Annotated in this window: 21 protein-coding genes; 8 read left to right on the forward strand and 13 right to left on the reverse strand. The window is 67.7% G+C overall.

Annotated features, from left to right (window positions below; translation table 11 throughout):
- Positions 1–252: 252 nt before the first annotated feature.
- Together WDC87_RS12810 and WDC87_RS12815 are read left to right on the forward strand one after the other, a co-directional pair.
- Positions 253–1026: an NAD kinase gene (locus tag WDC87_RS12810; RefSeq protein ID WP_069139728.1), complete on the forward strand. Its 774-nt coding sequence runs from the start codon at positions 253–255 to the stop codon at positions 1024–1026.
- Positions 1027–1073: 47 nt separating this feature from the next.
- The gene (locus tag WDC87_RS12815) at positions 1074–2018 is read left to right on the forward strand and encodes a 5'-nucleotidase (RefSeq protein ID WP_005417414.1); all 945 of its coding nucleotides are present in this window, start codon (positions 1074–1076) and stop codon (positions 2016–2018) included.
- A gap of 60 nt (positions 2019–2078) precedes the next feature.
- On the opposite strand, the gene WDC87_RS12820 is transcribed toward WDC87_RS12815, so the two are convergent.
- The 12 genes from WDC87_RS12820 to asnS form a co-directional block, all read right to left on the reverse strand.
- Positions 2079–2630 carry a DUF2939 domain-containing protein gene (locus tag WDC87_RS12820; RefSeq protein WP_072168155.1) on the reverse strand — a complete coding sequence of 184 codons (552 nt, stop codon included), beginning with the start codon at positions 2628–2630 and terminating at the stop codon, positions 2079–2081.
- 42 nt (positions 2631–2672) lie between these two features.
- A complete protein-coding gene (locus WDC87_RS12825; protein WP_088497049.1) occupies positions 2673–3665 on the reverse strand; it encodes an aldo/keto reductase in 993 nt (330 codons plus the stop codon).
- A complete protein-coding gene (locus WDC87_RS12830) occupies positions 3665–4351 on the reverse strand; it encodes a DUF2461 domain-containing protein (protein ID WP_053500718.1) in 687 nt (228 codons plus the stop codon). The genes WDC87_RS12825 and WDC87_RS12830 overlap by 1 nt, the downstream gene beginning before the upstream one ends.
- Positions 4348–5787, reverse strand: a complete 1440-nt coding sequence (gene sbcB / locus WDC87_RS12835) for an exodeoxyribonuclease I (RefSeq protein ID WP_252744951.1) — start codon at positions 5785–5787, stop codon at positions 4348–4350. The genes WDC87_RS12830 and sbcB overlap by 4 nt, the downstream gene beginning before the upstream one ends.
- A complete protein-coding gene (locus WDC87_RS12840) occupies positions 5787–7154 on the reverse strand; it encodes an NAD(P)/FAD-dependent oxidoreductase (RefSeq protein ID WP_252744952.1) in 1368 nt (455 codons plus the stop codon). Before WDC87_RS12840 ends, sbcB begins: the two co-directional genes overlap by 1 nt.
- 32 nt (positions 7155–7186) lie before the next feature.
- Positions 7187–8461, reverse strand: coding sequence for a kynureninase (kynU, locus tag WDC87_RS12845; protein WP_252744953.1), 1275 nt, complete (start codon positions 8459–8461; stop codon positions 7187–7189).
- 138 nt (positions 8462–8599) lie between these two features.
- The gene (locus WDC87_RS12850; RefSeq protein ID WP_072168182.1) at positions 8600–9121 is read right to left on the reverse strand and encodes a 3-hydroxyanthranilate 3,4-dioxygenase; all 522 of its coding nucleotides are present in this window, start codon (positions 9119–9121) and stop codon (positions 8600–8602) included.
- Between the two features lie 20 nt (positions 9122–9141).
- Positions 9142–9804, reverse strand: a complete 663-nt coding sequence (gene can / locus WDC87_RS12855; RefSeq protein WP_005417406.1) for a carbonate dehydratase — start codon at positions 9802–9804, stop codon at positions 9142–9144.
- Between the two features lie 71 nt (positions 9805–9875).
- A complete protein-coding gene (locus WDC87_RS12860; protein ID WP_252744954.1) occupies positions 9876–10514 on the reverse strand; it encodes an FMN-binding negative transcriptional regulator in 639 nt (212 codons plus the stop codon).
- Between the two features lie 7 nt (positions 10515–10521).
- Positions 10522–10836 carry a hypothetical protein gene (locus tag WDC87_RS12865; RefSeq protein WP_005417404.1) on the reverse strand — a complete coding sequence of 105 codons (315 nt, stop codon included), beginning with the start codon at positions 10834–10836 and terminating at the stop codon, positions 10522–10524.
- A gap of 5 nt (positions 10837–10841) precedes the next feature.
- Positions 10842–11141 (reverse strand): hypothetical protein, encoded by a 300-nt coding sequence (locus tag WDC87_RS12870; RefSeq protein WP_005417403.1) that lies wholly within the window; start codon positions 11139–11141, stop codon positions 10842–10844.
- 30 nt (positions 11142–11171) lie between these two features.
- Positions 11172–12566 (reverse strand): asparagine--tRNA ligase, encoded by a 1395-nt coding sequence (gene asnS, locus WDC87_RS12875; protein WP_049415614.1) that lies wholly within the window; start codon positions 12564–12566, stop codon positions 11172–11174.
- Between the two features lie 128 nt (positions 12567–12694).
- Between asnS and WDC87_RS12880 the strand changes: the two genes are divergently transcribed.
- The 6 genes from WDC87_RS12880 (at position 12695) to zipA (ending at position 19012) form a co-directional block, all read left to right on the forward strand.
- A complete protein-coding gene (locus WDC87_RS12880; protein ID WP_072168148.1) occupies positions 12695–13033 on the forward strand; it encodes an iron-sulfur cluster assembly accessory protein in 339 nt (112 codons plus the stop codon).
- 195 nt (positions 13034–13228) lie between these two features.
- Entirely contained in the window at positions 13229–13666 is a 438-nt protein-coding gene (rpsF, locus tag WDC87_RS12885) for a 30S ribosomal protein S6 (RefSeq protein ID WP_005410228.1), read from the forward strand.
- An 11-nt stretch (positions 13667–13677) separates the two neighbouring features.
- A complete protein-coding gene (gene rpsR / locus WDC87_RS12890) occupies positions 13678–13908 on the forward strand; it encodes a 30S ribosomal protein S18 (RefSeq protein ID WP_002804494.1) in 231 nt (76 codons plus the stop codon).
- Positions 13909–14012: 104 nt separating this feature from the next.
- On the forward strand, positions 14013–14462 hold the full coding sequence (gene rplI / locus WDC87_RS12895) for a 50S ribosomal protein L9 (RefSeq protein ID WP_065178618.1): 450 nt from the start codon (positions 14013–14015) through the stop codon (positions 14460–14462).
- Positions 14463–14721: 259 nt separating this feature from the next.
- On the forward strand, positions 14722–18225 hold the full coding sequence (gene smc, locus WDC87_RS12900; RefSeq protein ID WP_252744955.1) for a chromosome segregation protein SMC: 3504 nt from the start codon (positions 14722–14724) through the stop codon (positions 18223–18225).
- A 46-nt stretch (positions 18226–18271) separates the two neighbouring features.
- Positions 18272–19012: a cell division protein ZipA gene (zipA, locus tag WDC87_RS12905; protein WP_061480035.1), complete on the forward strand. Its 741-nt coding sequence runs from the start codon at positions 18272–18274 to the stop codon at positions 19010–19012.
- Positions 19013–19105: 93 nt separating this feature from the next.
- Here zipA and WDC87_RS12910 read toward each other — a convergent pair whose 3' ends face one another.
- Entirely contained in the window at positions 19106–20230 is a 1125-nt protein-coding gene (locus WDC87_RS12910) for a pyridoxal phosphate-dependent aminotransferase (protein ID WP_252744956.1), read from the reverse strand.
- Positions 20231–20403 lie beyond the last annotated feature (173 nt).

Genomic DNA, 20403 nt, shown 5'->3' on the forward strand with positions numbered 1-20403 from the left:
CCCCCCCCCCCCCCCCCCCCCCCCCCCCCCCCCCCCCCCCCCCCCCCCCCCCCCCCCCCCCCCCGCCCCCCCCCCCCCCCCCCCCCCCCCCCGCCCCCCCCCCCCCCCCCCCCCCCCCCCCCCCCCCGCCCCCCGCCCCCCCCCCCCCCCCCCCCCCCCCCCCCCCCCCCCCCCCCCCCCCCCCCCCCCCCCCCCCCCCCCCCCCCCCACGACCGGGTATGCTCTTGCTGGCACACCCACCCGGATCCACCGATGAGCGACACCCCCCGCATCGCTTTCCTGGCCAGCAGCACCGAACCTGCACAGATGGCCCGCGCGGCGATGATCTCGCGTTATGGCGATCACGCGCCCGAGCAGGCCGACGTGCTGTGCCCGCTGGGTGGCGACGGTTTCATGCTGCAGACCCTGCACCGGCACGGGCACCTGGGCAAGCCGGTGTTCGGCATGAAGCTGGGCACCGTTGGCTTCCTGATGAACCAGTACCGCGGTGACGATGACGTGCAGGCCCGCATTGCGCGTGCCGAGCCGGCCAACCTGCGCCCGCTGGAAATGGTGGCGCTGACCGAGTCCGGCACCAGCACCGGGTCGCTGGCCTACAACGATGTCTCGCTGCTTCGGCAGACCCGGCAGGCGGCCCATATCGGCATCGACCTCAACGGCCAGGAGCGGGTGGCCGAGCTGATCGGTGACGGCGTGCTGGTGGCCACCCCGGCCGGCAGTACCGCCTACAATTATTCCGCGCACGGCCCGGTGTTGCCGCTGGGGTCGCATACCATCGCGCTGACGCCGCTGGCTCCGTATCGGCCGCGACGCTGGCGCGGGGCGATCCTCAAGGCCGACACCGAAGTGCGCTTCCGCGTGCTCGATCCCTACAAGCGTCCGGTCAGCGTCACCGCTGATTCGCACGAGACCCGCGATGTGGTCGAGGTGACCATCCGTGAGTCGAGGGACCGTCGTGTGACCCTGCTGTTCGACCCGGAGCACAACCTGGAAGACCGGATCCTGAGCGAACAGTTCGTTTTTTGAGGACAATGGGCGGCCGGCCCCGCCGACCGCTTGAAGGACCCCCACCGATGGGCGACAACTCCCCCCGTTTGCTGACCGTCGCGGTCACCTCGCGCGCGCTGTTCGACCTCGAGGAAAGCCATGCGCTGTTCGAGAGCGATGGCGTGGCGGCCTATGCCGAGTTCCAGCGCCAGCATGAGGACGACATCCTCGGCCCCGGCGTGGCCTTTCCCGTGGTGCGCAAGCTGCTGGCACTGAACCAGGGTGCCAGCCCGGAGAACCCGCGGGTCGAGGTGATCCTGCTGTCGCGCAACTCGGCCGATACCGGCCTGCGCATCTTCAACTCGATCCAGCATTACGGCCTGGGCATCATCCGTGCGACGTTCACCGCTGGCGAGCCGACCTGGCCGTATGTGAAGCCGTTCGGCACCGACCTGTTCCTGTCGGCCAACCCGGAATCGGTGCGCAGTGCGCTGCGCCATGGCATCGCGGCGGCGACCATCCTGCCCAAACCACCGGGCGAGACCGCTGCGGCAGCGGCCGACCAGATCGATACCGGTCGCCCGGCCGGCCAGCTGCGCATTGCCTTCGACGGTGACGCAGTGATCTTCGGTGACGAGAGTGAGCGCATTTCGCGCGAGCAGGGCGTGGAAGCCTTTGGCCGCCACGAACGCGAACGCGCCCGCGAGCCACTCAGTGGCGGCCCCTTCCGCGGCTTCCTGTCGGCCCTGCACACGCTGCAGGAAGTGTTCCCGGCTGGCGACAGCGCGCCGATCCGTACCGCATTGGTGACCGCGCGGTCGGCCCCGGCGCACGAGCGGGTGATCCGCACCCTGCGGGAGTGGGGCGTGCGCCTGGACGAAGCGCTGTTCCTCGGCGGCCGGCACAAGGGGCCGTTCCTGCAGGCCTTCGGTGCCGACATCTTCTTCGATGATTCGCAGCACAACATCGACAGCGCCCGCGAGCATGTGGCTGCCGGCCACGTACCGCACGGCGTCGCCAACGAGGGATAGGGCGGATTTGACCGGTAGGTGCCAATCTTGGTTGGCGCTGCCGTCAGGCCACGGGTCTGATCAAGGGCTGCCCGACATCCCCAACTGCAGGTCCACCACTTTCCAGCGCAGGCCCTGCGGCTCCAGCACCACCTTCGTCGGTGGCTGGCCGGGGCCGCGATCCACATTGATCACGAAGCGATCGAACGCCTCGAAATGGTGCTCGGCGTGTTTCAACGGCCGCGCAGGTTCGGTCGCGCCGAAGGCGTCGCCACCCTGCAGTTCATTGCGGCCACGCTTCCACAGCACGTGGCCCTGCAGCATCGCGCCGATCCCGGTCGGGGTCACCATGGTTTCCACCGCGGCCCCCCCGAGCTGGTCGCCCAGGCCGTAGAGCAGGGCTCCGAACGGGCTGGCCGCCACGTCCGGGCCCGCCTGGCGCACCAGGTAATCATTGAGCTGCGCACGCAGGCTGCTGCGCACGCGCGGGAAATCGACGTAACGCTCCAGGCGCGCGGTGTCGCGCTGTTCGATGGCCTTGGACAAGCCATTGACAGTCAGGTACGGGCCGCCGAACCACCAGGCCGCCAAGGCCAGGACCAGCAGCACAAGCAGTGCGGTGAGCTTCTTCATGCCGGACAGACTGCCGCAACGGCGGCAGTGCCGGGTGAAGACTCACTGACTGGGCGAACCACGGCCATCACCGAAGGCATCGACCAGCTGTTGCCGTTCCGCCGGGCTCAGCGCCTCCACGCGCGTTGCCAAGACCTCGTCCAGGCTGCGGATGCGGGTGGTGCCGAGGATGCCGCTGGCCACACCGGGATGCCCCAATGCGTAGGCGAAGGCGGTCTGGGCCGGACGCTGGCTGTGGATCGTGGCCACCGCGCGCCGCATCTGGCGGGCACTGCGCATCAGATGGCGGCTGCTGGGTTTCAGCCAGGCGCGCGCCAGGTACCAGCCATCGGCCAGCCGTGGCAGGCGCGGGCGTGCGGGCAGCAGATGGCCCTGCGCCAGCACGGTGCCGGCCAGCACGCCGATGCCCACTGCCTGCAGCTGATCGATAAGCGGTTCGCGGTCCTGCTGTAGGGCGTTGTAGTCCAGCAGCACCACATCGAAGGCATCTGGATGGGCGATCATCCAGCGCAGGGTCGAGGCCGAGTGGGTGTTGATGCCGGTGAATCGGATCAACCCACGTTCGCGCAGGCGCTGCAGTGCCGCCAGCAGGTCGTCACTGATGTCGTGTTCGCTGGCGTCATGCAGCTGGTAGACATCAAGATGGCCCAGGCCGAGGTTGCGCAGCGACGCCTCGCAGCTGGCGGTGATGGCCGCGGGCGAGAAATTGCGTTGCTCGGCGACGCTGATGCCGGCCTGGCCGGTCAGCGTGCCGCCCTTGCTTGAGATCACCAGTGAATCGCGCGGGTACTGCTTCAGCAACGGGCGCAGGATGCGGCCCAGGCGCGGCTCGGCATGGAAGCCGGAATAGTTGTGACCGGTATCGAGCAGGTTCACCCCGTGGGCAAGCGCATGCTCGACCACAGCAGCCGCCTCATGCTCGGGGAAGCGGCGATGACCCCAGAAGCCGGAACAGCCCAATCCGATCGGTGAAACGGCCAGGCCGGTGCGGCCGAGCACGCGCCGCTGGCGGGCCAGCGGAAGATTCTGCGACATCAGAATTCCAGGTCCAGCGCAGCGCACAGGTAGTCGACGAACGGGCCGAGCGCGGCCAGGTCCTTGCCCAGCGTGGACAGCAGGCGTGGGCCGGTCATGGTGGCGTCGTCCAGCGAGCGCCACATCACCCAGTTGCGGTGCTTGAGGTCGTCGATGAACTCGAAGTCGGCCGGGAAGCCACGCGGGGGCCGCACCAGCTTCTCGCTCTCCTCGAAATCGAAGCGCTTGCGCAGGGCCGGCGCGTGCGCGGCGGCCTTCCAGCTGCCCGGGTTGTCGAGGATGAAGTGGCGCACGCGGCGCTGGGTTTCCGGTTCCGGATGCCACAGGCCGGCGCCGACGAAGCTCTCGCCGGGTTGCAGGTGCACATAGAAGGACGGCGCGGCCACCTCGCGGCGCCGCTCGTGGAACAGGCGCGCACCCTGCCAGGTCTTGTACGGTGACTTGTCGTTGGAAAAGCGCGCGTCACGGTGGATGCGGAACAGGGAGCCGCCGACGCCGCGGGTATCGGCGCGGAAGTGCTCGCTGACCTCGGCCAATGCCGGCTGCAGGTCGCCCAGCAGGCGCAGGAACGGCTGCCGAACGTGGTCTTCATACTGCTGGCGGTGGTCGTTGAACCAGGTCTTGTCGTTGTGCCGCGCCAGGCTGCGCAGGAACTTGAAGCTGGCGTCCGAGAAATAGGTACTCACAAGGTCTCCTGCAGGTGCTGGCCCCAGTCGCGCAGCGATTGCAGCAGGGCCTGGCGCCGCGCGTCGTCGGGCGACTCGGCGGCCAGCGCATCGAGCTGTTGCTGGTACTGGGGCAGGTTGAGTTCGCCCAGGCCGCCGTCGCCGAGCAGGCGCTGGCGCCGGTAATCCTGCCAGCGCTGGCGTTCAGCCGGCGCGAGGCTGTCGGGATGATTGCGCGCACGGTAGCGGAACAGCAGCTCCGGCAGGCGCGGGTCGCGGAAGCGGCCTTCCAGCGCGGCCAGCTGCTCCGGCGCGGTGGTGCGTGCCAGCGCCAGCAGCGGCTTGTCGCCATTGCCGAGGAAGCCGTCATACAGCGAGGCATCGACATCGGCCACGGTCGCGACGCGGGGCTGGTTGTAGACCTGGCGTGCCTTCTCGGCCAGCTGTGGAGCGAACGCGCGCAGCCGTTCCACCTTGGCTTCGATCGCGGCCACGTCCAGGCCGAGGCGCGCATGGTCATCGGCGCGCAGGTGGTTCCATGCGATCAGTGCCGGCACCTTGTTCAGGTGCACTTCCTTCAGCGGCACGCGTGCCACGCCTTCGGGCAGCTCGCTGGCCCGCATGTACAGGCGCTGTGCGATCACCTCGGCCGGCAGGTCGAGCAGGTCGTCGATCTCGCCCTCCAGGTCGAACACGATCACCCGGTTGTTGATGGTCGGGTGCACGGCCAAGGGCAGAACCGGTGCGGCGCACAGGCGGCTGGCAGGGTAGCGCATGGAAATGTGCAGAACCGGCTTCATCGCCGCCACGTCCAGCAAGCCGCCGACGAAGCGCTTGTCGCGCAGCTTCAGCGCGTACTCCCACAGCCGCGGCTGCGACTGCTTGAACAGCCGTGCCATGCCGATGGTGGCGCGCACGTCTGACAGCGCTTCGTGCGCATCGCCTTCGCGCACGTTGTTGGCCTCGGCCAGGTGCTCGAGCTTGAACGAGGTGGCGCCGTCCTCGCGCAGCGGCCACCGGATGCCGTCCGGGCGCATCGCGCGCATCAGCCGCAGCATGTCCAGCAGGTCCCAGCGCGAATTGCCGTTGCGCCACTCGCGTTCGTAGGGATCGTGGAAGTTGCGGAACAACCCGTAGCGGACGAACTCATCGTCGAAGCGCAGCGTGTTGTAGCCCAGTGCGCAGGTGCCGGATCGCGACATCAGTTCGTTGATGCGGTCGAAGGCTTCTGCCTCGCTGATGCCCTCGGCCAGGGCCTGCTGCGGGGTGATGCCGGTGACCAGGGTGGCCATCGGCGAGGGCAGCAGGTCATCGGCCGGGCGCACGAAGAAGCTGACCGGCCTGTCGATCTCGTTGAGGTCGGCATCGGTGCGGACCGCGGCGAACTGAGAGATGCGCGTGCGCCGCGGGTCCTGGCCGAAGGTTTCCAGGTCGTAGAACAGGAAGCTGTCGGCCATCAGTGCGCACCCTCCAGGACCGGCAACTGCGCGTGGACCTGCGCTTCCAGTGCGGCCCAGTCGATGTTGTCCAGTGAATCGTGACCGGCGGTGGCTGCAGCCAGCAGGTCGCGCTGCAGTTCGGTGCGGCGCAGCGCCTCGGCGTAGGGCGTGTGCAGGAAGGTGACCATCGTGTAATGCGGCACGAAGCGGGTCGGCCAGCGCCGCTGCAGTTCCTGCTCCAGCTCGCGTTGCAGCAGGAATGCAGGGTCGGCCACGCGGTCGCGCATCTCCAGGTAGTTCTCAAGCGCCATCTGCTGGATGGCACGTGCATTCGGTTTGCGCTCGGCCTCGAACGCGGCGAACGCACCTTCCAGATCATCCGCTTCCATCAGATGGCGGGACAGAGCCACGCAATCCTCGAACGCGCAGTTCATGCCCTGGCCGTGGAACGGCACCATCGCATGCGCAGCGTCACCGATCAGCACGGCGCGGCCCTGCTGATGCCAGCGGTCGAGGGTGAGCGTGCCGAGCAGGCCCGGCGGGTGCTGTTCCCAGTCCACGCGCAGGTTCGGGATCAACGGCAGCGCGTCGGCGAACTCGCGTGCAAACAGGGCCTCGGCCTGCGCACCGGTATTGACCGTGGCGAAGCTGGGATCGCCCTGGTTGGGCAGGAACAGGGTGACCGTGAAAGTGCCTTCGTGATTGGGCAACGCGATGCACATGTAGTGGCCGCGCGGCCAGATGTGCAGCGCATTGCGCTCGATGCGGAAGCCGCCATCGGCAGCCGGCGGGATCTCCAGTTCCTTGTACGAATGGTCAAGGAAGGCGATGTCCTCGCCCAGCGGCGCACGACGGTTCATCGCCGCGCGCAGTGCCGAGCCCGCGCCGTCGGCGCCGATCAGGGTGTCAAAGCGGATGTCGTGCGGGCTGTCGTCACGGTCATCGATGAAACGCGCGTAGCCCGCATCGAAATCCACGGTATGCAGGCGACGATGGAAATGCACGGTGGCACCGGCCTGTTCGGCCAGTTCCAGCAGCGTGGTGTTCAGATCGCTGCGATGGATCGACCAGATCACCTCGCTGTCGTCGCGGCCATAGCGCTGCAGCTGCGGTTCGCCGTCGCGTGGATGCACCATGCGCCCGCGCATCATCACCGCGCGCGCCATCACCTCGTCTTCCACGCCGGCCTGGCGCAGTGCATTGCGCCCGCGCTCGGCCAACGCCAGGTTGATCGAACGACCGCTCTCGTAGTCGGCAATGCGGGGATCGCCACGGCGTTCGTACAGGGTGATGCGCCAGCCTTGCCGTGACAGCAGGATGGCCAGCAGGGACCCGGCAAGGCCGGCACCGATAATGCTCAACGAGCGGGAGGCGTGTGCGATCAACGAACTGTCCAGCAGCAGGGGGAGGGGCCGGCTTACAGGCCGGCCCAGGCTTCCACTTCCTCGACGAAATGGTGCACGTCCAGGTAGCGGTTGTAGAGCGGGGTGGGCGAGATGCGGATCACGTCAGGCTCGCGCCAGTCGCCGAGCACGCCGATGCCGCGCAGGTGCTCGAACAGTGCACGGCCACGCTCGCGGCCACCGATCACGCGCAGCGACAACTGGCAGCCGCGGCGCTGCGGATCGGCCGGGGTAATGATGTCCAGCACCTGCGGCAGGCGTGCGCGGACCAGTGCTTCGAGCAGGCCGGTCAGCGCCAGCGATTTGCTGCGCAGCGCCTCCATGCCGGCACGCTCGAACAGGTCCAGCGAGGCACGCAGTGGTGCCAGGCCAAGGATCGGTGGATTGCTGAGCTGCCAGCCTTCGGCACCGATGGCGGGGGTGAACTGGGGCGCCATCTGGAAGCGGGTCGATTCCTCATGGCCCCACCAGCCGGCAAAGCGCGGCAGGGTGGTGTCGCGGTGGTGGCGCTCGTGCACGAACGCACCGGCCACCGCGCCTGGGCCGCTGTTGAGGTATTTGTAGTGGCACCACACGGCGAAATCGGGCGCCACGTCATGCAGGCGCAGCGGCAGGTTGCCAACCGAGTGCGCCAGGTCGAAGCCGATGCGTGCGCCCTGCAGGCGTGCGGCGCGGGTGATCGCATCGAGGTCGAAGGCCTGGCCGGTGCGGTACTGCACGCCGGGCCACAGCACCAGCGCCAGGCGCGGGCCGTGCTCGGCGATGGCGCGTTCGATCGCGGTCAGCGAAATCGTGCCGTTGGCTTCGTCCGGCTGCACTTCCACCAGACACTCGGCCGGGCCGAAACCATGGAAGCGGATCTGAGCTTCCACCGCGTGGCGGTCGGTCGGGAATGCGCCGGCTTCCATCAGGATCACCGGGCGCTGCGTGGTCGGCCGGTAGAAGCTGACCATCATCAGGTGCAGGTTCACGCTCAGCGTGTTCATCGCCACCACCTCGCTGGGCAGTGCGCCAACCACACGGGCCAGCTGCGCGCTCACCAGGCGGTGGTACGACAGCCACTGCGTCGGGCCGGTGAAGTGGCCTTCCACCGCCAGCTCGCCCCACTGCTTCATCACTTCCTGCACGGCGGCCTGTGCGCCGCGCGGCTGCAGGCCCAGCGAGTTGCCGACGAAGTAGGTCTGCTCGCCGCCACCATGGCGCGGAATCAGGAATTCGCCACGCAGCGGGCGCAGCGGATCGGCGGCGTCCAGGGCGATGGCGTGGGTGCGGCTGAGCAGGTCGGACATGGTCGGGCAACAGGCTGCAACGGGACCGCCAGTGTAGCGCCTGGCGGCGTGCCTGCCGCCGAACCTGTAGCGCCGAGCCCATGCTCGGCTGCCGGGCTACGAAGCCGCGCATGGGCTCGGCCCTACAGGGGCAGGTGCTCAGCCCGCCGCCGGCACCGGCAGCGGATCCACGTGCCCGCACTGGCTGCAGGTACGCAGTTCCAGGCTGGCGTGGTAGTGCGCAAACACCTTGGGCAGGTCGGTTTCGATGTTCTGCAGCGGGAAATACTCTTCGTGCAGCTTGTGGTTGCAGCGCTCGCAGTGCCAGATCACGCCGTCCAACTCATGCGGCAGCCGCTTGCGCTCGACCACCAGGCCGATGCCCCCGGGCGGGCGCCGCGGCGAGTGCGGCACCTTCGCCGGCAACAGGAAGATCTCGCCGGCGCGGATCGGAATGTCGCGTACCGCGCCGTCCTCCTGCACCTTCAGCACCATCTCGCCTTCGAGCTGGTAGAACCACTCGGGGCCTTCGTCGTAGTGGTAGTCGGTACGCGAGTTCGGCCCGCCGACCACCATCACGATGAAATCGCCGTTGTCGATCATCTTGTTGCCCACCGGCGGCTTCAGCAGGTGGCGGTTCTCTTCGATCCAGGCGTGCAGGTTGATCGGCGGAGCGAGCATGGTGGTCATCCGTGTGGGGATCAGTCGCGACGGCCCTTGCGCGGCACGAAGGACAACGCTTTTTCATACGCCGGCTGCAGCTCTTCCAGCGAACCGACGTCGATGCCCATTTCACGCACGCGGCCGTCCTTCAGGCTGTAGACCCAGCCGTGCACCATCAGCTTCTGGCCGCGGGCCCAGGCATCCAGCACGATGGTTGAGCGGCAGAGGTTGGCGACCTGCTCGATCACGTTCAGCTCGCACAGCCGGGCGTGCTTGAGTTCGTCGTCTTCGATGGCGTCGAGGATGCCCTGGTGCTTCTGCACCACGTCACCGACATGGCGCAGCCAGTTGTCGGCCAGGCCGACGCGGGTGTTGTGCAGGCAGGCATGCACGCCGCCGCAGCCGTAGTGGCCGACGATCAGGATGTGCTTGACCTTCAGCTGGTCCACCGCGTACTGCACCACGCTCAGGCAGTTGAGGTCGGTGTGGGCGACCACGTTGGCTACGTTGCGATGCACGAACACTTCGCCCGGCGCCATGCCGATGATCTGGTTGGCCGGCACCCGCGAATCGGAGCAGCCGATCCACAGGTACTCCGGGTGCTGCTGCTTGGCCAGCTGGTGGAAGAAGTCGGGGTCCTCCTTCTCGATGCGGTCGGCCCAGTCGCGGTTGTTCTGCAGCAGCTTGTGGATGTCTTTCATGTTCGGTCCCTGGCGTCGGGTGGGGGCGCACCGCAGCCATCCGGCTGCGACGTCGCGGGAATCTGGGGTGTTCAGCCGCTGCGGGCGGCCTGTTCGCGGTGCCAGCGCATCCACTGCGCCAACTCGGTGGAGGAAGGGGTGCCCAGCTGTTCCAGTTCGGCGATCACGGCGCGCTGGTTGGCGTCGGGATGGTTCTGGCTCAGCTTCAGCTTCAGCTGCACGTGTTCGACCTGGAAACGGAAGCCGACGATGGCACGCAGTTCCGGGCCATGTTCGGCGCGCGTGGCATCGAACTGCCAGGCCTGGCCGACACTGGCTTCAAAGTGATCGCTGATCGCGCCGACCAGTTCGGCCAGCGCATCGGTGTCGTCGAAGGTGTGCAACTGGCCATGCAGCTCGGCGGCGGCGTAGTTCCAGGTCGGCACCCGTGCGGCAGGCTCCTTGTCCGGGTACCAGCTGGCCGAGACGTAGCCGTGTGGTCCGTCGACCAGCACCTTGGCCGCACCGCTGTGGCGCGACTGCGGGTTGGCGCGGGCCCAGTGCCCGCGCAGCTCGATGCGCTCGCCCTCGCGCCGGTAAAGCACCGGCATCCGGGTCAGCTCCGGCAGGCCATCGCTGCCGGGGGTGAGCACGGTGACGAACGGATCGCGCGCCAGCAGGCGGTCCAGCCAGAGCAGGTCGGTCTCGGCGAAGGCGCGTGGAGTGAACATGCCTGGATCAGGCGCGCGCGCCCAGCGACTGGATCATGCGGCCGCGCAGGCCCTCGTCGTTGTCGGCCTGCGGCGGCTGCACTTCGTGCAGGCTGAAGCCGCGCACCAGCGCGTCTTCCTCGTCCAGGCCGTCATACTCGACGAATTCGGCGTCGAACAACTGCGAACGGGCGGTGTCTTCGCTGTCGTAGCTCAGCGTGTTGCCATCGCTGTCGAGCACTTCGGCGGTGCCGGCCGGGCGAACGCGCAGGCGCGCCCAGATCAGGGTGTTGCCGAGGCTGGCCAGCCACCAGCTGTCGCGCGAGGCAGAAATGTCATTCATGGGGGTTACCAGAGCGAGGCCAGCCAGAGCAGGGCGGCCATGCCCAGTCCGGCCAGCAGGGTCAGCAGCGATACCCAGGCCGGCGTCGCCAGCCCGGACAGCGAGCGGTCCGGCTGCTGGCGATAGTCGCGGCGCAGCAGCCAGGCCAGGGCATCGGGCTTGAGGAAGGCGCCGCTGCCGAAGCGCTCGGCGAGCGCCGGATGGCGGTCGCGCACGTGCACCAGGGTCAGCGGCCAGAAGATCACGAAGGCACTGAACCCGGCCACTGCAACGCCGACGAAACACAGGGCGAAGAACAGGGTCATGGGAGCCGTACCTCCGTGGTCGTGTGGGGCTTAGAAGTCCGCGCTGCCCGGGGCGCGCGGGTAGGGGATCGCGTCGCGGATGTTGGACAGCCCGCAGACGTACACCACCAGGCGTTCGAAGCCCAGGCCGAAGCCGGCGTGCGGCACCGAGCCATAGCGGCGGAAGTCGCGGTACCAGCTGTAGTGCTCGCGATCCAGGCCGAACTGGGCCATGCGCGCGTCCAGCACGTCCAGGCGCTCCTCACGCTGGCTGCCACCGATGATCTCACCGATGCCTGGGGCCAGCACGTCCATCGCGGCAACGGTCTTACCGTCGTCGTTCAGGCGCATGTAGAAGGCCTTGATGTGCTCCGGATAGTTGGTCACCACCACCGGACGGCCGACATGCTCCTCGGTCAGCCAGCGCTCGTGCTCGGTCTGCAGGTCCAGGCCCCATTCCACCGGGAAGTCGAACTTCCTGCCGGACTTCTGCAGCAGGCTGACCGCATCGGTGTAGTCGATGCGCTCGAACGGTGCGTTGATGAAATCTTCCAGCTTGGTGATCGCGTTCTTGTCCACGCGCTCGGCGATGAAGGCCAGGTCGTCGCTGCGCTCGTTCAGCACGGCGCGGAACAGGTACTTCAGGAACTCTTCGGCCAGGCGTGCGTCTTCGGCCAGGTCGGCGAAGGCGATTTCCGGCTCGATCATCCAGAATTCCGCCAGATGGCGGGTGGTGTGGCTGTTCTCGGCGCGGAAGGTCGGGCCGAAGGTGTAGACCTTGCTCAGCGCCAGGCAGTAGGCCTCGACGTTCAGCTGGCCGGACACGGTCAGGAACGTTTCCTTGCCGAAGAAGTCGCGGCTGAAGTCGATCGCGCCCTTCTCGTCACGCGGCAGGTTCACCATGTCCAGGGTGGACACGCGGAACATCTGGCCGGCGCCTTCGGCGTCGGAGGTGGTGATGATCGGGGTGCTGATCCAGTTGAAGCCGTTCTCGTGGAAGAAGCGGTGCACGGCCTGGGCCAGGCAGTTGCGGATGCGGGTGACTGCGCCGAACAGGTTGGTGCGTGGGCGCAGGTGCGCCACTTCGCGCAGGAACTCCGGCGACATCGGCTTGGGCTGGATCGGGTAGGTGAGCGGATCTTCGACCCAGCCGACCACTTCCAGGGCGCTGGCCTGGATCTCGAACGACTGGCCCTTGCCCTGCGACTTCACCAGGGTGCCGGTGCCGATGACCGAGCAGCCGCTGGTCAGGCGCTTGATCTCGTCGAAGTTGGCCAGGGTGTCGTTGGCCACGACCTGGATCGGGGCGAAGCAGGAGCCGTCGCTCACATTCACGAAGGCCAGATTCGCTGAACCGCGCACCGTGCGCACCCATCCGCGTACCGTGACTTCGCCGCCTTCCGGGATCTTCCCGGCAAGCGCATGTTCAACGCTGACCACCGTCATGACTTGAATCCTCTGCTGATCGACTCGATCTGTGAACACGGGAGTTTACCGGTTGCAGCGTTCTGCTTGCGAGGCATTTTTCGCGGCAACGGCTCCTTATAATGTTCCCGTACCTCTGGAGTAGCCCCATGGCCGTCAGCCTGACCCCCATTGCCTTCGAGCGCGTGCAGCGCTTTGTCGCCCAGACCCCAGGCGCGCTGGGCCTGCGTTTCGGCGTGACCAGGACCGGCTGCTCCGGTTGGGGCCACGTGACCGACCTGGCCCGCGACGAGCGCGAGGGCGATACCGTGTTCGAGCAGGACGGCGTGAAGATCTACGTCGACGCCAAGAGCCTGGCGCTGGTGGACGGCACCGTGATCGACTTTGGCAAGCAAGGCCTGAGCGAGACGTTCACGTTCAGCAACCCGAACGCCACCGCCGAGTGTGGCTGCGGCGAGAGCTTCACCACCGACGCCGACAAGGCCTGAGGCCGGTTCTGGCGCCCGCCGGGCATGGCCGGGCGCTGGGGGCAGGTTCAGCCGCCGCGGGCCGGTTGCCCGGCACCCTCATCTGCGCCATAATGCGCGGCTTCCTGCCTTCCTGGCGGGAATCCTTGCCCCACCGCGGTCTCAACGGCGGGGGGCTGTCCGGCCGCGAGGCCACATCCGAAAGGTAGAAAAAACATGAGTCGTCATTACGAAATCGTGTTCATGGTCCACCCGGACCAGAGCGAGCAGGTCCCGGCCATGATCGAGCGCTACAAGTCGCTGGTCGAGAACGGCAACGGCACCATCCACCGTCTGGAAGACTGGGGCCGCCGCCAGCTGGCGTACCCGATCCAGAACCTGGTGAAGGCCCACTACGTGCTGATGAACATCGAAGCCGACCAGGCCGTTCTGAACGAACTGACCGAGAGCTTCCGCTTCAACGACGCCGTGCTGCGCAACCTGGTCATCAAGCGTGACGAGGCTGACACCGAGCAGTCGCTGATCATGAAGAGCAAGGACGAGAAGGGTGACAAGCCGGAGCGCGGTGAGCGCCGTCGTCGTGACGACGAAGAAGGCGAGTCCAACAACACCGCTGACAACGAAGCCGGCGACGACGCCGCTTCCGCCGCCTAAGGAGCCTTCCCATGTCCAAGTTCTTCCGTCGCCGCAAGTTCTGCAAGTTCACTGCTGAAGGTGTGAAGGAGATCGACTACAAGGATCTCAACACCCTGCGCCAGTACCTGACCGAGAACGGCAAGATCGTGCCGAGCCGCGTGACCGGTACCAAGTCGAAGTACCAGCGCCAGCTGGCGACCGCCGTCAAGCGCGCTCGCTTCCTGGCCCTGATCCCGTACACCGACAACCACGACGTCTGATGCCGGCGGGGCGGCCCGGTGCCGCCCCCGCTGTGCCAGCTATTCGGACAGCCTTTGTTGCGGGGCATCGCCTCGCTAACGAATAACTCATCTGGAGCAATACCATGCAGCTGATCCTCCTGCAGAAAGTCACCAACCTCGGCAACCTGGGCGACCTGGTCGACGTGAAGCCGGGTTACGGCCGTAACTTCCTCGTGCCGCAGGGCAAGGCCGTGCCGGCCACCGAGAGCAACAAGGCCGAGTTCGAAGCCAAGCGCGCCGAGTACGAAGCCAAGGCCCAGGCCATCCACGCAGAAGCTGAAGGCCGCAAGGCCAAGCTGGAAGGCGCGAGCGTGACCATCGCCGCCAACGCTTCGACCGAAGGCAAGCTGTACGGCTCGGTCGGCCCGCGCGACATCGCCGAAGCCTTCACTGCCGCCGGCCTGCCGCTGGAAAAGAGCGAAGTCATCCTGGGTGAAGGCGCCTTCCGCAACATCGGCGAATACGACGTGCTGATCCACCTGCACGCCGACGTCGAGACCACCGTCAAGGTCGTCGTCGTCGCCGAAGCCTGATCCCACGCCGCAAGGCCTGGCATCACCGCAGAACGGGCGCCCGCAAGGGTGCCCGTTTTGTTTTATGGTTCCGTTTCGCCAGCTCGGGCCACGTGCGGCCGGCGGGGCAGGGCCGGGCAATGTTCCACGCCCATTCGTAGAACACGGCCACATCGGTATACTCAGGGCGTCACACCCGTTCCACGGGCATCGATCCCAACAGGATCAATGACTTGGAGGGTAAACGCAGGCCGCTTGCCGGCCCCAGTCCGGAACCCCTATGCGTCTTTCCACGATCAAGCTGTCCGGCTTCAAGTCGTTCGTCGATCCGACCACCCTGCACCTGCCGACCAACATGACCGGCGTGGTGGGCCCCAATGGCTGCGGCAAGTCGAACATCATCGACGCCGTGCGCTGGGTCATGGGCGAGAGCTCGGCCAGCCGCCTGCGCGGCGACTCGCTCACCGACGTGATCTTCTCCGGTTCCAACGCCCGCAAGCCGGTGTCGCAGGCCACGGTCGAGCTGATCTTCGACAACTCCGACCACACGATCTCCGGCGAGTACGCCGCGTTCAACGAAATCTCGGTCAAGCGCACGGTCAGCCGCGACGGTACCAGCAACTACTACCTCAACGGCACCAAGTGCCGCCGCCGCGACATCACCGACCTGTTCCTCGGCACCGGCCTGGGCCCGCGCAGCTACTCGATCATCGAGCAGGGCATGATCAGCCAGATCATCGAGGCGCGCCCGGAAGACCTGCGCGTGTACCTGGAAGAGGCGGCCGGCATCTCCAAGTACAAGGAGCGCCGCAAGGAGACCGAGACCCGCATCCGCCACACCCGCGAGAACCTGGACCGGCTGGGCGACCTGCGCGACGAGATCAGCAAGCAGCTGGAGCACCTCAAGCGCCAGGCCAAGCAGGCCGAGCAGTACCAGGCCCTGCAGGAAGAGCGCCGGGTCAAGGACGCCGAGTGGAAGGCGCTGGAATTCCGCGGCCTCGACGGGCGCCTGTCGAAGCTGCGCGAAGGCCTGTCGCAGGAAGAGACAAAGCTGCAGCAGCTGATTGCCGACCAGCGTGATGCCGAAGCCCGCATCGAAACCTCGCGTGCGCGGCGCGAAGAGGCTGCCGACGCGCTCAACACCGCGCAGGCGGCGGTCTACCAGGTCGGCAGTACGCTGGCGCGCCTGGAGCAGCAGATCCAGCACCAGCGCGAGCTGTCGCAGCGCCTGCACAAGGCGCGCGATGAAACGCAGCAGGCGCTGGCCGAACTGGGCCAGCACATCAGCGGCGACGAGGCCAGGCTGAGCGTGCTGCGCGAGGCGGTGGAGGCCGCCGCCCCGCAGCTGGAAGCACTGCAGGAAGAGAACGAGATCAAGCAGGAAAGCCTGCGCGAGGCTGAAGAACGGCTGGCCAGCTGGCAGCAGCGCTGGGAACAGCACACCTCGCAGAGTTCGGAGGCCTCGCGCGCCGGCGATGTCGAGCGCACGCGCGTGGACTACCTGGACAAGCAGATCCTCGATGCCGACCGGCGTCGTGAAGCCCTGGCCGCCGAGCGTGCCGGGCTGGACGTGGACGCGCTGGAAGAAGCCTTCGAGCAGCTGCACCTGCAGCACGACACGCAGAAGGCCGCGCTGGATGAACTGAGCGAAGACGTCGAGCTGCGCAAGCAGGGCGTGGCGGCGGTGCAGGAACAGCAGCGCAATGGCCAGAACGAACTGGCCGAACTGCGCAAGCAGGCCAACGGCCTGCGCGGTCGCCTGGCCTCGCTGGAAACCCTGCAGCAGGCCGCGCTGGGCCAGGAGCAGGGCGCGGCAGTCGCCTGGCTGAAGGCGCGCGGGCTGGATTCGGCGGCGCGTGTCGGCGAACGCCTGGATGTCGATGCCGGTTGGGAAAACGCGGTGGAAAGCGCGCTTGGCCAGTTGATCGAAGGCGTGCTGGTCGATGACCCGGCCAGCCTGGTCGACGCGCTGGGCGAACTGGGCGAGGGCCACATTGCACTGGTCGCCAACGATGGCGCGGACCTGAAGGTCGCGCCGACCTCGCTGGCTGCACGCGTGCGTGGCCCGGCAGCGATCCGGCGCCTGCTGGCGCACCTGCACGGTGCCAGGGATCTGGCCGAAGCCAAGGCGCTGCAGGCCAGCCTGCCCGAAGGCGATTCGATCATCACCCAGAGCGGCGAGCGCCTGGGCCGGGGCTGGCTGCGCGTGTCGCGCTCCGGTGCCGCCGAGCAGGGCGCGCTGCTGCGCGAACGTGAGATCCAGGAACTGCGCGAGCAGATCGAACAGCTGCAGGACCGCGAGGCCGAACTGGAAGACCAGCTGGCCGGTTTCCGCGAGCAGCTGCAGGCGGCCGAACAGCAGCGCGAGGACGCGCAGCGCGCGCTGTACCAGGCCCATCGCGCGGTGTCCGAACTGGCCGGCCAGTTGCAGGGCCAGCAGGGCAAGGTGGAGGCTGCACGCACGCGCATCGACCGCATCGAAGGCGAGCTGAAGCAGCTGCAGGAAACGATTGAAGCCAACAACGAGCAGGCGCGCGAAGCGCGCTCGCGGTTGGAGAACGCGGTCAGCAGCATGGGTGACCTGGAGTCGACCCGGCAGCGGCTGGAGGGCGAGCGCCGCCAGCTGACCGAGGCCCGCGACCTGGCCCGCGATGCCGCCCGTGCGGTGCGCGAGCGCTCGCATGCGCTGGCACTCACCCTGGAATCACAGCGCGCGCAGCTGGCCTCGTTGAGCCAGGCGCTGGAGCGCATGGGCACCCAGCGTGGGCAGTTGGATGCGCGACTGGGCGAGCTGCACTCGCAGCTGGACGAAGGGGATTCGCCGGTCGAAGCGCTGCAGGCCGAACACCAGAACGCGCTGGAAGAGCGCGTGCGCGCCGACCGCGTGCTGACCGAGGCGCGGACGCTGCTGGACGGCATCGACGCCGAGCTGCGCAACTACGAGCAGACCCGCCACCAGCGCGACGAACAGGCGTTGGCCCAGCGCGAGCGCATTTCGCAGCGCAAGCTCGACCAGCAGGCCTTGGTGCTCAGCGCCGACACCCTGCAGGCGGCGGTGGAAAAGGCCGGCTTCGTGCTGCAGGACGTGCTCAATGCACTACCCGAGGACGCCCGCCTGGGCGACTGGGAGCAGGCCGTGCACCAGATCGACGCACGCATGCGCCGGCTGGAGCCGGTCAACCTGGCCGCCATCCACGAGTACGGCGAGGCTTCGCAGCGTTCGGACTACCTGGATTCGCAGCACGCCGACCTGACCACGGCGCTGGAAACACTTGAGGATGCCATCCGCAAGATTGATCGCGAGACCCGCGGGCGCTTCAAGGACACCTTCGACCGCGTCAATGCCGGCGTCCAGGCGCTGTATCCGCGCCTGTTCGGTGGTGGCCACGCCTACCTGGAACTGACCGGAGAAGACCTGCTCGACACGGGTGTGACCATCATGGCGCGCCCGCCGGGCAAGCGCGTGTCCAGCATCTCGCTGCTGTCCGGCGGCGAGAAGGCGATGACCGCAGTGGCGCTGGTGTTCGCCATCTTCCAGTTGAATCCCGCCCCGTTCTGCCTGCTGGACGAGGTGGACGCGCCGCTGGACGAAGCCAACGTCGGCCGCCTGGCCAACATGGTCAAGGAAATGAGCGAGAAGGTGCAGTTCCTGTTCGTCAGCCATAACAAGGCGACCATGGAGGCCGCGCACCAGCTGTCGGGCGTGACCATGCGTGAGCCGGGCGTCAGCCGCTTGGTCAGCGTGGACCTGGAAGAAGCGGCGCGATTGGCGGGCGCGGCCTGACGTGCCATCCTAGTTACCTGAATGAATTAGCCGGAGAACCTATCGAATGTCCGACACGGCACTGTTGCGCATCGGCATCCTGGCCGCCGGCCTGCTGTTGATCGCCGCGATCTTCCTGTTTGGCCGTCCGAAGAAGAAGCCCCAGGGCCGTCGCGTGGAGAACACGGAACCGGCCAGTGGCGAGCGCCGCGAACCGGTCCTGGGCGAGGACGGCGTCGTGGTGGCTGAGGGCCGCGTCGAACCGGGCATGCGCGGGGAAGGCGAGCAGGCCGAACTTGGCCTGGCCGACACTGACCCGGGCGCGGCCAACGACCTCGGCAAGCGCACTACCCAGGATTTCGACAAGATCGTCTCGCTGTTCGTGGCCGCCCGTGCCGGCGAGCAGCTGCGCGGCGAAGACATCGTGGTGGCGGCCGAGAAGACCGGCCTGGTATTCGGCCACATGAACGTGTTCCACCGCCTGGTGGAAGGCCACCCCGAGCGCGGCCCGATCTTCTCGATGGCCAGCATCATGAAGCCGGGCAGCTTCGACATGGCCAACATCCGTGCCATGGAAACCCCGGCCATCGCCTTCTTCCTGACCCTGCCGGCGCCGCTGACCGCGCTTGATGCCTGGGAGAAGATGCTGCCGACCGTGCAGCGCATGGCCGAGCTGCTCGATGGCGTGGTGCTGGATGACAGCCGCAATGCCTTGGGCCGCCAGCGCATCGCGCACATTCGCGACGAGCTGCGTGCCTACGACCGCCAGCACCAGGCACCGCCGCTGACCAAGACCCCGCGCTGGTAAAGCCTGTTGTGCCGGCCAACGGTCGGCACCCACGCCGGTAGATCCACGCCATGCGTGGATGGAGCGAACCAAGGTTCGCCCCCGCCAACAGGGTCAGGCCGGTACGCCCGCCACCTTGGCGAACGCACGGCGGAATGCGGCCATCTCGTCTTCGGTGCCGACGGTCACGCGCACGCGCTGTGGCCAGATCGGCCAGCCGCGGCCAATGATCACGCCGTTGTCTGCCATCGCCTTGGCAAAGGCGGCACCGTCGCGCTGCACATCCACCACGAAGCAGTTCGCTTCCGACGGCACGCAGCTGAAACCACGCTTGCCCAGCCACGTGATGGTGGCCTGCCGCACCTGGGCATTCTGCAGGCGCCGCTGCGCGATCAACTGGGGATCCTGCAGGCTGGCCAGTGCCGCGGCCAGTGCTGGCACGGGCAGCGGGTTGTCGCCCAGGCTGGCCAGTTCGCGCAGGCGGTCGGGGTTTGCGGCCGCCACGCCCAGGCGCAGGCCGGCCATGCCGTACAGCTTGGAGAACGTGCGCAGCACGATCAGGTCATCGCGCTGCGTCACCCGGGTGATCAGGCTCGGCTGCTCGCTGTACTGCAGGTAGGCCTCGTCGACCAGCACGCGGGTCGATGCGGGCTTGTGGGCCAGCAGCCAGGCGAGCTCATCCGGTGGGCTGATCGAACCGGTCGGGTTGTTCGGATTGCACACGTACAGCAGCCCGGTCGGGCGTGCGTGCGCGGCGGCGACCATTGCACGCAGGTCATGCGCGCCGTCGTCGCGCAGCGGCACTTTCTGCACGTGCGCACCGTGTGCGGCGGCGACCTCGCCCAGCGTCTCGAAGGTCGGATCGGCGACTACCAGTCCTGCCTGCGGGCCGGTCCACACCATGGCGGCGCGGTTCAACGGCTCGCTTGAGCCGGGATAGAGGCGCACGTGGTCGGCCGGAATGCGTGCCTGCTTGATGAAGGCATCGCGCACCTGTGCAGCCAGGGCGAAGCGGTAGCGGCCGCAGCTGGCGATACTGTCGCGCGCGGCCTGCTGGGCCGCCGGCGAGGGGCCGTAGGGGCACTCGTTGAAGTTCAGCAGTACCACGCCTTCGGTGGGGGCAGGAGCGGCGGCCGTCGCGGGTTGGGTATGGCCAAGCTGCGGCAGCCCGCTGCCAGCGACGGCGAGGCCGGCACCGGCCAGTTGCAGGAAGCGTCGACGGGAAGCAGGCAGGGTCACGGGCACGATTCCGAAGGGCAGACCGTCGCACGCTAGCGCTGGTTGCGGTGGGCGGCAAGCCCGCTTTTTGTAGTACCGAGCCATGCTCGGCTGCAGGTGTGCCAACCAAGGTTGGCACCTGCCGGGGTGGGGAGAAGGTCGGCATCCACCAGGGCAGGGGAGCGCCCGTCGAG

The sequence above is a fragment of the Stenotrophomonas maltophilia group sp. Smal12 genome (assembly GCF_037079935.1).
Classification (GTDB): Bacteria; Pseudomonadota; Gammaproteobacteria; order Xanthomonadales; family Xanthomonadaceae; genus Stenotrophomonas; species Stenotrophomonas sepilia.

Excerpts from the sequence above, each read along its gene's own strand:
- WDC87_RS12810 (WP_069139728.1), top strand. The coding sequence starts at position 253 with ATGAGCGACACCCCCCGCATCGCTTTCCTGGCCAGCAGCACCGAACCT.
- WDC87_RS12815 (WP_005417414.1), top strand. The coding sequence starts at position 1,074 with ATGGGCGACAACTCCCCCCGTTTGCTGACCGTCGCGGTCACCTCGCGC.
- WDC87_RS12820 (WP_072168155.1), bottom strand. The coding sequence starts at position 2,630 with ATGAAGAAGCTCACCGCACTGCTTGTGCTGCTGGTCCTGGCCTTGGCG.
- WDC87_RS12825 (WP_088497049.1), bottom strand. The coding sequence starts at position 3,665 with ATGTCGCAGAATCTTCCGCTGGCCCGCCAGCGGCGCGTGCTCGGCCGC.
- sbcB (WP_252744951.1), bottom strand. The coding sequence starts at position 5,787 with ATGGCCGACAGCTTCCTGTTCTACGACCTGGAAACCTTCGGCCAGGAC.
- kynU (WP_252744953.1), bottom strand. The coding sequence starts at position 8,461 with ATGTCCGACCTGCTCAGCCGCACCCACGCCATCGCCCTGGACGCCGCC.
- WDC87_RS12850 (WP_072168182.1), bottom strand. The coding sequence starts at position 9,121 with ATGCTCGCTCCGCCGATCAACCTGCACGCCTGGATCGAAGAGAACCGC.
- can (WP_005417406.1), bottom strand. The coding sequence starts at position 9,804 with ATGAAAGACATCCACAAGCTGCTGCAGAACAACCGCGACTGGGCCGAC.
- WDC87_RS12860 (WP_252744954.1), bottom strand. The coding sequence starts at position 10,514 with ATGTTCACTCCACGCGCCTTCGCCGAGACCGACCTGCTCTGGCTGGAC.
- WDC87_RS12865 (WP_005417404.1), bottom strand. The coding sequence starts at position 10,836 with ATGAATGACATTTCTGCCTCGCGCGACAGCTGGTGGCTGGCCAGCCTC.
- WDC87_RS12870 (WP_005417403.1), bottom strand. The coding sequence starts at position 11,141 with ATGACCCTGTTCTTCGCCCTGTGTTTCGTCGGCGTTGCAGTGGCCGGG.
- asnS (WP_049415614.1), bottom strand. The coding sequence starts at position 12,566 with ATGACGGTGGTCAGCGTTGAACATGCGCTTGCCGGGAAGATCCCGGAA.
- WDC87_RS12880 (WP_072168148.1), top strand. The coding sequence starts at position 12,695 with ATGGCCGTCAGCCTGACCCCCATTGCCTTCGAGCGCGTGCAGCGCTTT.
- rpsF (WP_005410228.1), top strand. The coding sequence starts at position 13,229 with ATGAGTCGTCATTACGAAATCGTGTTCATGGTCCACCCGGACCAGAGC.
- rpsR (WP_002804494.1), top strand. The coding sequence starts at position 13,678 with ATGTCCAAGTTCTTCCGTCGCCGCAAGTTCTGCAAGTTCACTGCTGAA.
- rplI (WP_065178618.1), top strand. The coding sequence starts at position 14,013 with ATGCAGCTGATCCTCCTGCAGAAAGTCACCAACCTCGGCAACCTGGGC.
- smc (WP_252744955.1), top strand. The coding sequence starts at position 14,722 with ATGCGTCTTTCCACGATCAAGCTGTCCGGCTTCAAGTCGTTCGTCGAT.
- zipA (WP_061480035.1), top strand. The coding sequence starts at position 18,272 with ATGTCCGACACGGCACTGTTGCGCATCGGCATCCTGGCCGCCGGCCTG.